The sequence below is a fragment of the Streptomyces corchorusii genome, assembly GCF_001514055.1.
GTDB lineage: Bacteria > Actinomycetota > Actinomycetes > Streptomycetales > Streptomycetaceae > Streptomyces > Streptomyces olivaceoviridis.
On sequence record NZ_KQ948359.1, the window covers coordinates 85,004 to 98,599 of the forward strand.

General features: G+C 71.9%; 11 protein-coding genes. 1 reads left to right on the top strand and 10 read right to left on the bottom strand.

Going from position 1 to position 13,596, the window contains the following annotated elements; genetic code table 11:
* Window positions 1–92: 92 nt before the first annotated feature.
* Entirely contained in the window at window positions 93–1,880 is a 1,788-nt protein-coding gene (locus AQJ11_RS23840; protein ID WP_059264312.1) for a serine hydrolase domain-containing protein, read from the top strand.
* A 15-nt stretch (window positions 1,881–1,895) separates the two neighbouring features.
* Here AQJ11_RS23840 and AQJ11_RS23845 read toward each other — a convergent pair whose 3' ends face one another.
* The 10 genes from AQJ11_RS23845 to dnaK form a co-directional block, all read right to left on the bottom strand.
* The gene (locus AQJ11_RS23845; RefSeq protein WP_059264313.1) at window positions 1,896–3,458 is read right to left on the bottom strand and encodes a phytoene desaturase family protein; all 1,563 of its coding nucleotides are present in this window, start codon (window positions 3,456–3,458) and stop codon (window positions 1,896–1,898) included.
* A gap of 54 nt (window positions 3,459–3,512) precedes the next feature.
* The gene (locus AQJ11_RS23850) at window positions 3,513–4,379 is read right to left on the bottom strand and encodes an oxygenase MpaB family protein (RefSeq protein WP_041664969.1); all 867 of its coding nucleotides are present in this window, start codon (window positions 4,377–4,379) and stop codon (window positions 3,513–3,515) included.
* 176 nt (window positions 4,380–4,555) lie between these two features.
* The gene (locus AQJ11_RS23855; RefSeq protein WP_059264314.1) at window positions 4,556–6,367 is read right to left on the bottom strand and encodes an FAD-dependent oxidoreductase; all 1,812 of its coding nucleotides are present in this window, start codon (window positions 6,365–6,367) and stop codon (window positions 4,556–4,558) included.
* On the bottom strand, window positions 6,367–6,630 hold the full coding sequence (locus AQJ11_RS23860; protein ID WP_059264315.1) for a UBP-type zinc finger domain-containing protein: 264 nt from the start codon (window positions 6,628–6,630) through the stop codon (window positions 6,367–6,369). Before AQJ11_RS23860 ends, AQJ11_RS23855 begins: the two co-directional genes overlap by 1 nt.
* A 5-nt stretch (window positions 6,631–6,635) precedes the next feature.
* Entirely contained in the window at window positions 6,636–7,082 is a 447-nt protein-coding gene (trxA, locus tag AQJ11_RS23865; RefSeq protein WP_041664971.1) for a thioredoxin, read from the bottom strand.
* A complete protein-coding gene (gene clpB / locus AQJ11_RS23870) occupies window positions 7,079–9,718 on the bottom strand; it encodes an ATP-dependent chaperone ClpB (protein ID WP_059264316.1) in 2,640 nt (879 codons plus the stop codon). Before clpB ends, trxA begins: the two co-directional genes overlap by 4 nt.
* The gene (locus tag AQJ11_RS23875; RefSeq protein WP_244218328.1) at window positions 9,709–10,083 is read right to left on the bottom strand and encodes a chaperone modulator CbpM; all 375 of its coding nucleotides are present in this window, start codon (window positions 10,081–10,083) and stop codon (window positions 9,709–9,711) included. The genes clpB and AQJ11_RS23875 overlap by 10 nt, the downstream gene beginning before the upstream one ends.
* Window positions 10,080–11,018 carry a DnaJ C-terminal domain-containing protein gene (locus AQJ11_RS23880; protein ID WP_059264317.1) on the bottom strand — a complete coding sequence of 313 codons (939 nt, stop codon included), beginning with the start codon at window positions 11,016–11,018 and terminating at the stop codon, window positions 10,080–10,082. The genes AQJ11_RS23875 and AQJ11_RS23880 overlap by 4 nt, the downstream gene beginning before the upstream one ends.
* A 6-nt stretch (window positions 11,019–11,024) precedes the next feature.
* Window positions 11,025–11,609, bottom strand: a complete 585-nt coding sequence (locus tag AQJ11_RS23885) for a nucleotide exchange factor GrpE (protein WP_059264318.1) — start codon at window positions 11,607–11,609, stop codon at window positions 11,025–11,027.
* 10 nt (window positions 11,610–11,619) lie between these two features.
* The gene (gene dnaK, locus AQJ11_RS23890) at window positions 11,620–13,524 is read right to left on the bottom strand and encodes a molecular chaperone DnaK (protein ID WP_059264319.1); all 1,905 of its coding nucleotides are present in this window, start codon (window positions 13,522–13,524) and stop codon (window positions 11,620–11,622) included.
* Between the last annotated feature and the right edge of the window lie 72 nt (window positions 13,525–13,596).

A 13,596-nucleotide genomic window follows, 5' to 3' on the forward strand; every position in this document is an offset into this window, starting at 1 on the left:
CACGCGCCCCGTTGACACATCCCCTTCCTGACAGGAAAGTTTCACGGTGCAAGGCAGGCACCGAAAGATTCTTTCACGCGGGAGGCCGCAGCATGACGGACCACGTGGCAGGCGGACGAGCGAGCGGACCCACCCGCCGCCGGCTCGTCGCGGGCACCCTGGCGGCGGGCGGCGCACTCGCCCTCGCCGCGCTCCCGGCGGGCCCGGCCGCCGCGGCACCCGCCTCCGGCCGCCACCCCACCCTGCGCCACGGCTCACCGGAACGCGCCGGGCTGCTCCCCGCGCACCTGCGGCAACTCGTCACGGACGCCGAGGCGTTCCTCGCGCCCTCCCCCCGGCACCCCTGGTACGCGGGCGCCGTACTGCTCGCCGGGCGCGGCGGCACCGTGGCGCTGCACGAGCCGATCGGCATGGCGGTGCGCTACGCCCGGTACGACGAGAAGACCGACACCGGCGTCGAACTGCCGCCCGAACAGCAGCTCCCGATGACCCGGGACACCGTGTTCGACCTGGCCTCCGTCTCCAAGCTGTTCACCTCCCTCCTCGCCGTGCAGCAGATCGAGCGGGGCACGCTGGCCCTGGAGGGGACGGTCGCCTCGTACCTCCCGGAGTTCGGACGCGCGGGCAAGCAGTCGGTGACGATCCGTCAACTCCTCACCCACACCTCGGGCTTCCGCGCGTGGCTCCCGCTGTACGACGCGCCGACGTACGAAGGGAAGCTCCAGCTCATCTGGGACGAGGCGCCCCTGAACCCGCCGGGCACCGCCTACCTCTACTCGGACCTGAACCTGATCTCCCTCCAGCTCGTCCTGGAGAAGATCACCGGCCGCACGCTGGACGTCCTGCTGCGTGACGAGATCACCGGCCCGCTCGGCCTGGACAGCACCCGCTACAACCCGCCCGCCTCCTGGAAGCCGCGGATCGCGGCCACCGAGGACGCGCGCCGGCCCTGGTCCGGGCTGGACCGCGGGATGGTGTGGGGCGAGGTGCACGACGAGAACGCGTACAGCCTGGGCGGGGTGGCCGGTCACGCGGGCGTGTTCGCGAGCGCGTGGGACCTCGCGGTCCTCGGCCGTACGCTGCTCGGCGGCGGCAGCTACGGCCGGACCCGCATCCTGCGGCCCGAGTCGGTGGACCTGATGTTCACCGACTTCAACACGGCCTTCCCCGGCGACGAGCACGGCCTCGGCTTCGAGCTGTACCAGCACTGGTACATGGGCGCGATGGCCACCCCGCACACGGCCGGCCACACCGGCTTCACCGGCACCTCGCTCGTGCTCGACCCCACGACCGACTCGTTCCTGGTCGTCCTCGGCAACTCCGTGCACCCGGTGCGCAGCTGGCGGTCCGGTTCCGCTCCCCGGGTCGCCGCCGGGAACCACCTCGCCCGCGCGGTGCCGGTCCGTCCGGCGAGCAGCCGTACGGCCTGGTTCTCGGGCATGGCGAACGCCACGGCCGCCACGCTCACCCTGCCGGCGCTGGACACCTCCTCGGGCGCGGCCCGGCTGCGCTGCGCCCTGTGGTGGGACACCGAACCCCGGTCCGACCTGGTGGCCCTGGAGTCCACCACGGACGGCGGGACCACCTGGCACCCGGTTCCCTTCACCACCGCCCGCCATGGCGAGGACCCCGAGGACCACCCGGCGGGCACGGTCACCGGCTGGTCGGGCCGCGTCTGGCACCGGCTGACCGCCGCCCTGCCGGCCGACCCCCGGCTGGTTCTGCGCTGGCGGTACACCACGGACGCGCTGTACGTCGGCCGCGGCGCGTACGTCGACGCGCTGCGCGTCGACGCGGGCGGGACGGTGCTGTTCGACGGGGCGCGCCCGGCGGACGCGGCACGGATCGCGGCGGTGGGCTGGCAGGGCTCGGCCGACTGAGCCGGGACCCCGTGGTCAGTGCCGCTCCAGCACCGCCATCGCCGCGTTGTGCCCCGGCACCCCGCTGACCCCGCCCCCGCGTACCGCGCCCGCCCCGCACAGCAGGACGTTGGGGTGCCGCGTCTCGACACCCCAACGGCCGCTGTCCTCCTCGGCGTACGGCCAGGACAGGGCCCGGTGGAAGATGTTGCCGCCGGGCAGCCGCAGGTCCCGTTCGAGGTCGAGCGGGGTCTTCGCCTCGATGCAGAGGCGGCCGTCGGCGTCGGTGGCCAGGCAGTCCACGAGGGGCTCGGCGAGGTGGGCGTCGAGCTGGGCGAGGGTGGACTTCAGCAGTTCCTCGCGTACGGCGTCGTTGTCCCGGTCGAAGAGCCGGGCCGGGGCGTGCAGGCCGAAGAGGGTGAGGGTCTGGTAGCCGCGTTCGGCCAGGTCGGCGCCGAGGATGGTGGGATCGGTCAGGGAGTGGCAGTAGATCTCCGAGGGCGGGGCGGCGGGGAGTTCGCCGGCGGCGGCCTGGGCGTGGGCGGTGGCCAGTTGCCGGTAGCCCTCGGCGATGTGGAAGGTGCCGGCGAACGCCTCGCGCGGGTCGGCCTCGGGGTCGCGCAGCCGGGGCAGCCGGGTGAGCAGCATGTTCACCTTGAGCTGGGCCCCTTCGACGGGTTCGGGCGTCGGACCGCCGGTGAGGACGGCCAGTTCGTGCGGGGAGGCGTTCACCAGGACGTGCCGGGCGGCGGCGGTGCCCTCGCCGGCGGCGGTGCGGTAGACGACCTCGGCGGTCGTGCCGTCCGTGTCGATCCGGATCGCCTCGTGCCCGGTGGCGATCCGCGCGCCCGCCGCGCGCGCCGCGGCGGCCAGCGCGTCGGTCAGCGCGCCCATGCCGCCGACCGGCACGTCCCAGGCACCGGTCCCGCCGCCGATGACGTGGTAGAGGAAGCAGCGGTTCTGGACGAGGGTGGGGTCGTGGGCGTCGGCGAAGGTGCCGATGAGCGCGTCGGTGAGGACGACGCCCCGGACCAGGTCGTCGGTGAAGGTCCGCTCGATGGCGGCGCCGACCGGCTCCTCGAACAGGGCGCGCCAGGCGGTCTCGTCGTCGATGCGGCGGCGCAGTTCGTCGCGGGTGGGCAGCGGTTCGGTGAGCGTCGGGAAGACGCGCTTTGCGACGTGGCCGGTCATGCCGTAGAAGCGCCGCCAGGCCTCGTACTCGCGGTCGCCGCCGGTCAGCCGGGCGAACGCCTCCCGGGTGCGCTGCTCGCCGCCGCCGACGAGGAGGCCGGTGGGCCGGCCCGCGCGCTCCGCCGGGGTGTAGGACGAGATGGTGCGGGAGCGGACGCGGAAGTCCAGTCCGAGGTCGCGCACGATCTTGTCCGGCAGCAGACTGACCAGGTAGGAGTAGCGCGACAGACGGGCGTCCACCCCGGCGAACGGGCGGGTGGAGACGGCGGCGCCGCCGGTGTGGTCCAGGCGTTCCAGCACCAGCACCGAGCGGCCGGCCCGGGCCAGGTAGGCGGCGGCGACCAGGCCGTTGTGGCCTGCGCCGACGATGACGGCGTCGTACGCGCGGGATCCCTCGTTCGCGGACATGGTTCTTCGTAGCACGCGGTGATCCACGACGGCCAGAGGCGGGCCGGGGCCGGATCAGGCCCTCACCTTGTGCGGTGCCGGACGCGCCTGCGGGCCCAGTCGCGCCATGGCGCGCAGGATGTGCTTCGGCGGGAGCTGCCAGCGCAGCCGCGCGGGGATCCGGCGCAGCACGGCTGCGGTGACGCGCAGCCGGCGGGTGACGACGGCGGGCGCGGGGGCGGGTCTGCCGTACAGCTCATGGGCGTACGGCGGCAGGGCCGCGTACGCCAGCAAGGCCACCCGCCGCCACAGCAGGGCGCGCGCCGGGACGAGGAGGGGGTGGGCCGGCGGCCGGAGCAGGAAGTCGTCCACGTCGTGTGCCTCGGGTCCGGCGGCCAGCTCCGGCCGGACCGCCTCGAAGTACGCGGCCAGCTCCGCCCGGCTCGCCGGCACGGTGTGCGGGTCGAGCCCCACCAGGCGGGCGCTGACGCGGTGTTCGGCGATGTACCGGTCGGCCTGGGCGTCGGTGAGCGGGAAGCCGGAGCGGCGCAGGACGTGCAGATAGGAGTCGATCTCGGCGCAGTGCACCCACAGCAGCAGCTCCGGCTCGTCGACGCCGTACCGCTCGCCGGTGTCCGGGTCGGTCGCGGTGAGCATGCTGTGGATCTTCCGTACCCGCGCCCCGGCCCGCTCGGCGGCCTCGCTCGTGCCGTAGGTCGTGGTCCCGACGAAGTGCGCGGTCCGCATCAGCCGCCCCCAGGCGTCCCGCCGGAAGTCGGAGTTCTGCATGACACCCCGGACCGCGCGCGGATGCAGCGCCTGGAGGTACAGCGCGCGGACGCCGGCGACCCACATCATGGGGTCGCCGTGCATCTGCCAGGTCACGGAGGCGGGGGTGAACAGCCCGGGGTCACCCGGGCCCGCATGTGTGCCCACAGCCATCGGACGTCACCCCCTGCCGTTGTCGACCCGCGCGTGTGCCGGTGCGCGGAGCATCGCACCGAGCTTCCTCAGCGCAGCCTATTCGCCCGAGTCCCGCGCCGGAACGGGAGCGTCGAAGACGTCGACGACGAACTCCGTGGTGCTCGCGACCGGGCCGCCATGACGGGCGCCGTTCGTCATGCGAGCCATGCGGACTCCTTGTGACGTATGCGTGGGGAGGCGTCCGAGTGGCCCGCGACCGCTGACGTGCCCGTGGTGCCGGGTACGGCCGAGTGCCCCAGGTGCCGGTGCACGAAGTGGATGGCCATCGCGCCCTCACCGGCCGCGGAGGCCACCCGCTTGACCGAGCCGCTGCGGACGTCCCCGACCGCGAAGACCCCGGGCAGGCTGGCCTCCAGGGCCATGCACGAGCGCCCGCGGCCGTGCCACACCTCGGGGGAGGCGCAGGCTTCCTGGGCCTCCGGCCCGGTGAGGACGAAGCCGCGGGAGTCGAGGGCGATGCCGGCGAGCCACTCGGTGTGGGGGTCGGCGCCGGTGAAGACGAACAGGCTCCGTACCGCGAGCCGGCGGTGCCCGCCCGTGCGGTTGTCGACCACGTCGAGCTCCTCCAGCACTTCCTCGCCGATGACCTCGGTGACCTCGGTGTGCAGCATGACCTCCACCCGCGGATGGCGCTCGACCTGGTCGACCAGGTAGCGGGACATGTGGGCCTCAAGGCCGGCTCCTCGGACCAGCAGGTGCACCTTCGGCGCGTACCCGGCGAGGAACAGCACCGCCTGGCCCGCCGAGTTGCCTCCGCCGACGACGGCCACCGGGTCGGTGCGGCACTGCTGGGCCTCGTAGACGGTCGCCGAGTAGTGCACGCTCGTACCCTCCAGGCGTTCGATGCCGGGTACCTGGAGCCGGCGGTAGCGGGCGCCCATGGCCAGGACGACGGCGCGGGCGGCGATCTCGCTGCCGTCGGCGAACGTCACGACGTAGTGGTCGTCGTCCTTGGGATGGAGACCGGTCGCCTCCAGCGGAAGGCTGATCCTGGCGCCGAACTTGTCGGCCTGGAGCACGGCGCGTTCGGTGAGTTCGGCGCCGGAGACGCCGGACGGGAAGCCGAGCAGATTCTCGATGCGGGACGACGTGCCGGCCTGGCCGCCGGTGGCCATCGCCTCCACCACCGTGGTGCTCAGGCCCTCGGAGGCGGCGTACACCGCGGCAGCGAGGCCGGCGGGTCCGGAGCCTACGATGAGGACGTCGCCGTGACGGTTTCCGGCGGGCAGTGACGGCAGGCCGATGAGCCGGGCCAGTTCCGCGTTGCTGGGGTTGCGCAACAAGGTGGTGTCCCGCCAGATGACGAGTGGTGTCTCCGCCGGGCCGACACCGAAGCGGCACAGCAGTTCCTCGGCCTCCTTGTCGGTCTCCAGATCGATCCAGCGGTGCGGCAGCCGGTTGCGGACGGCGAACTCGCGCAGCCGTCTGGTGTCGGGCGAGTAGCGCGAGCCGATGATGCGGAAGCCGGCGCCCTGTCCGACGAGCAGGGCGCGACGGCACAGACAGGCGCGCAGCACGGTGTCCCCGATGGTGGAGTCCTGGGACACCAGGTGGCGCAACTGGTCCAAGGAGACGACGAGGACCTCGCCCGGCTCCCTGGCGACAGCGGTGTAGAAGGCCACTTGTCCGTACAGCAGGCCGAGTTCGCCGATGAAGCGACCGGGGCCGTGCACGCGCAGCACGTGCTCCTCGGGAGTGCCGTAGTCCTCGACGACGGCGACGGTACCGCTGAGGACGACGAAGAACGTCTCGCAGCGCTCCCCCTCCCGGATCAGCACGTCGTCCGGAGCCATGGTCCGGCGTTGCCCGTGCTGCGCCAGACGCGCTGTCTGGTCCTCCGTGAGGCGCGGGTACGCGCCGTAGATGTCCGGGGTCTCCCAGAAGGCGGCCTCGTCCGCCTTCTCCGGCGCCGGTTCTTCGCCCGGCAGCGACTGGTCGCCGGACATCAGACGAACGCCTCGTGAACGTAGCACCAGCGCCATTCCTCGCCGGGCTGGAACGATTGCACGATCGGATGGGCGTCGGCGGCCGCGTGCCGGCGCGCGTGCTTGTTCGGCGAGGAGTCGCAGCAGCCGACGTGTCCGCAGGTCAGGCAGAGCCTCAGGTGGACCCACGGGGAGCCGAGCAGCAGACACTCCTGACACCCTTCCGGGGTCAGGGGCCGGACCGGCCGGACGAGCGCGAGGTGGGGGTCTGCGTGCAGGGTCATCGGTATCACCCTTTCCGGGCGGTGATCGACTGTTCCACCCACTGGCGCAGAGCGGGGGCGGGCGCCGCCCCCGCCTGCCGGGCGACCGTCTCGCCCTGGTCGAGGATCAGCAGTGTCGGTACGGCCTGGACCTCGAAACGCCGCGACAGTCGCGGGTTCTTGTCGACGTCGACCTTGACGAGTTTGATCCGGCCGGCGAGATCGGTGGCGACCTTCTCCAGCGCGGGGCTGACCATGCGGCAGGGGCCGCACCAGGTGGCCCACAGGTCGACCACGACGGGGACGTCGGCCCTCTCGGCGACCTCGGTGAAGTCGTCGTCGCCCGCGTCCACCATCCACGGCAGGGGCTGCTTGCAGTGGCCGCACCTGGGGCGGCCCTCCGCGGCCACGGGAACCCGGTTGGCGCGCCCGCAGTCGGGGCACCTGACGGTCGTCGCCTGCATCGTGCTCATGCCGCCCGCGCTCCCTTCACGTCCTCGGGCTGGTCGTAGGTGACCACCAGCTCTCCGTGTTCGGCGTCGACGCGGACCGTCGCGCCGTCCTGGACGTCACCGCGCAGCAGGGCGCGCCCGACCAACGTCTCGACCTCGTGGGAGATGTAGCGGCGCAGCGGCCGGGCCCCGTACACCGGGTCGTAGCCCTGGTGGGCGATCAACTCACGGGCCGCTTCGGTGAGTTCGACAGTGATGCGGCGTTCGGCGAGCCGGCGGCGCAGCTCGTCGAACTGGAGCTCCACGATCCGCTCGATCTGCCGCTCGCCGAGCGGTTTGAACAGCACGATGTCGTCGACGCGGTTGAGGAACTCCGGGCGGAAGTGCCCGCGCAGTTCGCCCATCACCAGGGCGCGGGCGTCCGGCTTGATCTCGCCCTCGGCGGTGGCGCCGTCGAGAAGGTACTCGGAGCCGATGTTCGACGTCATGATGATCACGGTGTTGCGGAAGTCGACGGTTCGGCCCTGGGAGTCGGTGATGCGGCCGTCGTCGAGGACCTGGAGCAGCGTGTTGAAGACATCGGTGTGCGCCTTCTCGATCTCGTCGAACAGCACGACCGAGTACGGCTTGCGGCGTACGGCCTCGGTGAGCTGGCCGCCTTCCTCGTAGCCGATGTACCCGGGCGGTGCGCCCATGAGCCGGCTGACGGTGTGCCGCTCCTGGTACTCACTCATGTCGAGGCGGATCATGTTCTCCTCGGAGTCGAACAGGGCCGCCGCGAGGGTCTTGGCCAGCTCGGTCTTCCCGACGCCGGTGGGGCCGAGGAAGATGAACGAGCCGATGGGGCGGCGCGGGTCGCGGATGCCGGAGCGGGCGCGGATGATGGCGTCGGCGACGAGTTTGACGGCCTCGTCCTGTCCGATGACGCGCTCGCGCAGGATCTCGTCGAGGCGCAGCAGCTTCTCGCGTTCGCCCTCCTGGAGACGGGCGACGGGGATGCCGGTCCAGGCGGCGACGATCTCGGCGATCTCCTCCTCGGTGACGACCTCGCGCAGCAGCCGGTTCTGCCCTTGTTTGACGGCCAGTTGCTCCTCCTCGGCCTTCAGCCGGCGCTCCAGGTCCTGGAGGCGGCCGTAGCGGAGTTCGGCCGCGCGGTTGAGGTCGTAGGCGCGTTCGGCCTCCTCCGCCTCGTGGCGGACCTGCTCCAGTTCCTGGCGTAGTTCCTGCACCCGGCGGATGGCCTGCCGTTCGGCCTCCCACTGGGCGCGTTTGGCGTCGGCCTCGCCGCGCAGGTCGGCCAGTTCCTTGCGCAGTTCCTCCAGGCGGGTTCTGCTGGCGGCGTCGGTCTCCTTGGACAGGGCCGCCTCCTCGATCTCCAGGCGGGTGACGCGGCGGGTGATCTCGTCGAGTTCGGCGGGCATCGAGTCGATCTCGGTACGCAGCCGGGCGCACGCCTCGTCGACGAGGTCGATGGCCTTGTCGGGCAGGAACCGGTCGGTGATGTAGCGGTGGCTGAGGGTGGCCGCGGAGACCAGCGCGGTGTCCTGGATCTTCACTCCGTGGAAGACCTCCAGGCGTTCGCGCAGTCCGCGCAGGATGGAGATGGTGTCCTCCACGCTCGGCTCGTCGACCAGCACCTGCTGGAAGCGGCGTTCGAGGGCGGCGTCCTTCTCGATGTGCTGGCGGTACTCGTCGAGGGTGGTGGCGCCGATCATGTGGAGTTCGCCGCGGGCGAGCATCGGCTTGAGCATGTTGCCCGCGTCCATGGCCCCTTCGGCGGCGCCCGCGCCGACGACGGTGTGGAGTTCGTCGACGAAGAGCAGGATGCGTCCCTGGGCGGCCTTCACCTCGGACAGGACGGCCTTGAGGCGTTCCTCGAACTCGCCGCGGTACTTGGCACCGGCGACCAGGGAGCCCATGTCGAGAGCGAACACCGTCTTGTCGCGCAGGCCCTCGGGGACGTCGCCGCGGACGATGCGCTGGGCCAGGCCCTCGACGATGGCGGTCTTGCCGACGCCGGGATCGCCGATGAGGACGGGGTTGTTCTTGGTCTTGCGGCTGAGGATCTGGGTGACGCGGCGGATCTCCGCATCACGGCCGATGACCGGGTCCAGCCGCCCGGATCGGGCCTCTAGGACGAGGTCGCGGCCGTACTTCTCCAGAGCCTCATAGGCCACTTCGGGGTTGGCGGAGGTGACGCGCTGGTTGCCGCGGACCTGGGTGAGCGCGCTCAGGAACGAGTCCCGGGTGACGCCGTGCTGCTTGAGCAGGCGTCCGGCGGCGGTCGCCGAGCCCTCCTCGGCCAGGGCGAGCAGGAGGTGCTCCACGGACACGTACTCGTCCTTGAGGCGTTTGGCCTCCCGCTCGGCGGCATCGAGCAGGCGGGACAGGCGCTGAGTGACGAAGACCTGGCCGGGTGCCGCGCCCGGACCGGTGACCTTCGGGCGGCGGGAGAGTTCCTCACGCACGGCCGCGCGCAGCTCCTTCGGCTCGGTGCCGGCCTGTCGCAGCAACCGTGGGATCAGACCGTCCTCCTGATCGAGGAGCGCGAGCAGCAGGTGTTCCCCGTCGACCTCGGTCTGCCCCATGCCGACGGCCGCGCTCTGGGCCTCCTGGAGGGCTTCCTGGGACTTCTGGGTGAGACGGTTCATGTCCATGGGGGTGTTTCACTCCTCGTACCGGCGCGGCGCAGGGCGGCTTCGAGCATGCTGATGCGGTCCAGCAGGTCGAGCACCAGGCCGATGGATGCGTAGTTGAGGCAGAGTCCGGTGCGCAGCCGCTGGACGCGGGCGAGGACTGCCGGTGCAGTGGGTTCGAACACCAGCCCTCCGGAGGCGTCGCGCTCGGCCTCGACCAGGCCGAGGGCGACGAACCGGCGGATGAGGTCGGGATGGACGCCGGAGCGGCGGGCCACGGTCTGCAGGGAGAGCCTGGGCACCGGCACGATCGCGTACCGGACGTGTGCCGGCGCGGGAGCTGTCGGCCGAGACGCCTGGCGCGCCCCGGCGCGTGGGTCACTCATCGTGTCCTCCTGGGGTCGTACGAGGAGACGGCGGCGAGTTCCTCGAAGAGTGCGCGCTCCCGGTCGCGGAGCCTGGGCGGCACCATGATCCGGAGCTCGGCGTAGAGGTTGCCGTTCGTGCCGCGCGGGTTCGGCATGCCCTCACCGCGCAGCCGCAGCCGCCGGCCGCTGGACGAGCCCGCGGGCACGCTCACCTTCGCCGTCGCCCCGCTCGGCGTGGGCACCGGAACTGTCGCGCCCAGCGCGGCCTCCCATGGTGTGACCGGAAGCTCCACGTACACGTCCCTGCCGTCGAGGCGGAACCGGGGGTGCGGCTGGATCCGCACTCGCAGGTACAGGTCCCCCGCGGGGGCGTCACCGTTGCCCCGGCCGCCCTCGCCCGCCAGCCGGATACGCTGCCCGTCGGTGACACCCGGTGGCACGTCGACCTCGTACTGCCGCGGCTGCCCCACGGGACCGGCGAGTGTGACGGTGCGACGGCCTCCCCGGTAGGCCTCCTCGACGGTGAGCGGCAGTTCGGCCTCCTGGTCGGCTCCGGGGACCCGCACCCGCCCGGCGCCCCCGAAGAACGAGCCGAACAGGTCCTCGACGTCAACGCCCTCCGCGCCGAAGCCGCTGGTGGCATACCGGACCCGAGGGCCGCCTCCGGTGGACCAGCGGAAGCCGCCACCGGGTCCCGCGCCGGCGCCGACCCGCTCCTCCCAGTCCTCGGGAACCTTTCGGAAGTCCTCGCCGAAGCGGTCGTAACGGGCCCGCTGGTCGGGGTCGGACAGGACACTGAAGGCCTCGTTGATCTCCTTGAACCGCTCCTCCGCCGCGGGGTCCTTGTTGACGTCCGGGTGGTACTTGCGGGCCAGCTTGCGATACGCCCGCTGGATCTCGTCCTTGTCGGCGTCTCGCGGGACCCCGAGAACCTCGTAGAAGTCGCGCGCCATGGCCGCTCACTCCCGCTTGGCGACGGTCACGGCGGCCGGCCTCAGCTGCCGCTCGGCCTCGCCGTAGCCGGGGCGCAGCACCTGCGCCACGGTGTTCGGTTCGGCGTCGGGGTCCTGGACCACGCCGACGACCTCGTGCCGGGAGGGGTCGAACGGGACGCCGGTCTCGGCGTGACGCTCGTAACCCAGGCGTTCGAGGATGGACACGGCCTGGTCGCGCACGGCGCGAACCCCCTCGACGATCGCCCCGGGGTCGGAGCCCGCATGGCCGAGGGCCAGTTCGAGGTTGTCGACGACGGGAAGGAAGGCCGCCGCCGTGCGGGCGCGTTCGACCGCGCGCTCCCGGTCCAGTTCCCTGGCGTGTCGCTTGCGCAGGTTGTCCAGATCGGCGAGAGCACGCCGCCAGCGGTCCTCGACCTCTTTCAGCGCAGTCGCGTACTCGTCCTCGGCCCCGGCCGGACCGGTGGCCGCGTCGGGCCCCGGTTCGGCCTCCGTGGCCGGCGGCGCGGGCTCGGGCAGGTGGCCCTGCGGCGGTTGTGCGGCGCCTTCGGGCGGTCGGTCGGACGATCGGTCCTGGGGAGGGATCGGCATGGCGGGTACCTCAGCCCTTGTCGAACTCGGCGTCGATCACGTCTTCGTCGGCGCCGGCACCGCCCCGCCCGGAGCCGTCCGGCCCGGTGGTGTCCGACGGACCACTCGCCGCCGCGGCTTCGGCCTGGTGGGCGGCGAGCCCGGCGTAGACCTGCTGGAGTTCGGAGACCAACGGCCTGGTCTTGTCCACTCCGGCCTCGTTCTTGACCGCGTCGCGGGCCTCTGCCACCAGCATCTCGGCGCGGGCCTTCTCGTGCGCGGGCGCGGCGTCGGCCAGTTCGTTCAGGCGCTTTTCGACCTGGTAGGCGATCGCGTCGAGTTCGTTGCGGGCGTCGACGGCCTCGCGGAGTGCCTGGTCCTGGCCCCGGTTGCTTTCGGCTTCCTGGACCATGCGCTCGACCTCGCTCCGGTCCAGGTTGGAGCTCTCGCTGATGGTGATGCCCTGTTCCTTGCCGGTGTCCTTGTCGCGCGCGCTGACGTTGAGGATGCCGTTGGCGTCGATGTCGAAGGTGACCTCGATCTGCGGTTCGCCCCGCGGCGCCGGCCGGATGTCGGTGAGCTGGAACCGGCCGAGGACCCGGTTGTCGGCGGCCCGCTCGCGCTCGCCCTGGAGGACGACGATGTCGACGGCCGGCTGGTTGTCCTCGGCGGTGGAGAAGGTCTCGCTGCGGCGCACCGGGATGGTGGTGTTCCGCTCGATGATCTTCGTCATCACTCCGCCGCGCGTCTCCACGCCCAGCGACAGGGGGGTGACGTCGAGCAGCAGGACGTCCTTGACCTCGCCCTTGAGCACCCCGGCCTGGATCGCGGCGCCCAGGGCCACGACCTCATCGGGGTTCACGCTCATGTTGGGTTCCTTGCCGCCGGTCAGCCGGCGCACCAGCGCCTGGACGGCGGGGATGCGGGTGGAACCGCCGACGAGGATGACCTCGTCGATGTCGCTCTCGCCGACCTTGGCGTCGGCCATGGCCTGCTGGACCGGGCCGAGGCAGCGCTCCACCAGGTCGCCGGTGATCTGCTCGAACGTGGACCGCATGATCGAGTCGGTGAGATGCTTGGGCCCGGAGGCGTCGGCGGTGATGAACGGCAGGCTGATCTGGGTCTGGGTGACGGAGCTGAGCTCGGTCTTGGCCTTCTCCGCCGCCTCGAACAGGCGTTGCAGCGCCTGCGGGTCCTTGCGCAGGTCGATGCCGTTCTCCTTCTGGAAGTCGTCCGCGAGGTAGTCGACCAGACGCCGGTCGAAGTCGTCGCCGCCCAGATGGCTGTCACCCGCCGTGGAACGCACCTCGACCACGCCGTCGCCGACATCGAGGATGCTCACGTCGAAGGTGCCGCCGCCCAGGTCGAAGACGAGGACGGTCTCGTGCTGCTTCTTGTCCATGCCGTACGCGAGGGCGGCCGCCGTCGGCTCGTTGATGATCCGCAGCACATCCAGTCCCGCGATCCGTCCTGCGTCACGGGTCGCGGTGCGCTGGGCGTCGTTGAAGTAGGCGGGCACCGTGATGACCGCCTCCGTGACCCGTTCCCCCAGTTGCTTGGAGGCGTCGTCGGCGAGTTTGCGCAGCACCAGGGCACTGATCTCCTCAGGCGCGTACAGCTTGTCACGCACCTTGAAGCGGGCCTCGCCGTTGTCTCCCGGGACGACGTCGTAGGCGACGGCCTTGGCCTCGTCGGGGATCTCGTCGAAGTGCCGGCCGATGAACCGCTTGGCCGAGTAGATGGTGCCCTTGGGATTGAGGATCGCCTGGCGGCGGGCCAGCTGGCCCACCAGGCGCTCGCCGGTGTCGGTGAAGGCCACGACGGACGGTGTCGTGCGGTTGCCCTCGCTGTTGGGCACGACGGACGGCTCGCCGCCTTCCCACACGGCGATCACCGAGTTGGTGGTGCCCAGGTCGATGCCCACTGCCTTGGCCATGGGGAACTCCTTCCGCGGCGGTCGACGTCCGTTCGGCGACCGTTCATCCTCCGGGCCCTGTCCGCCCGGCTT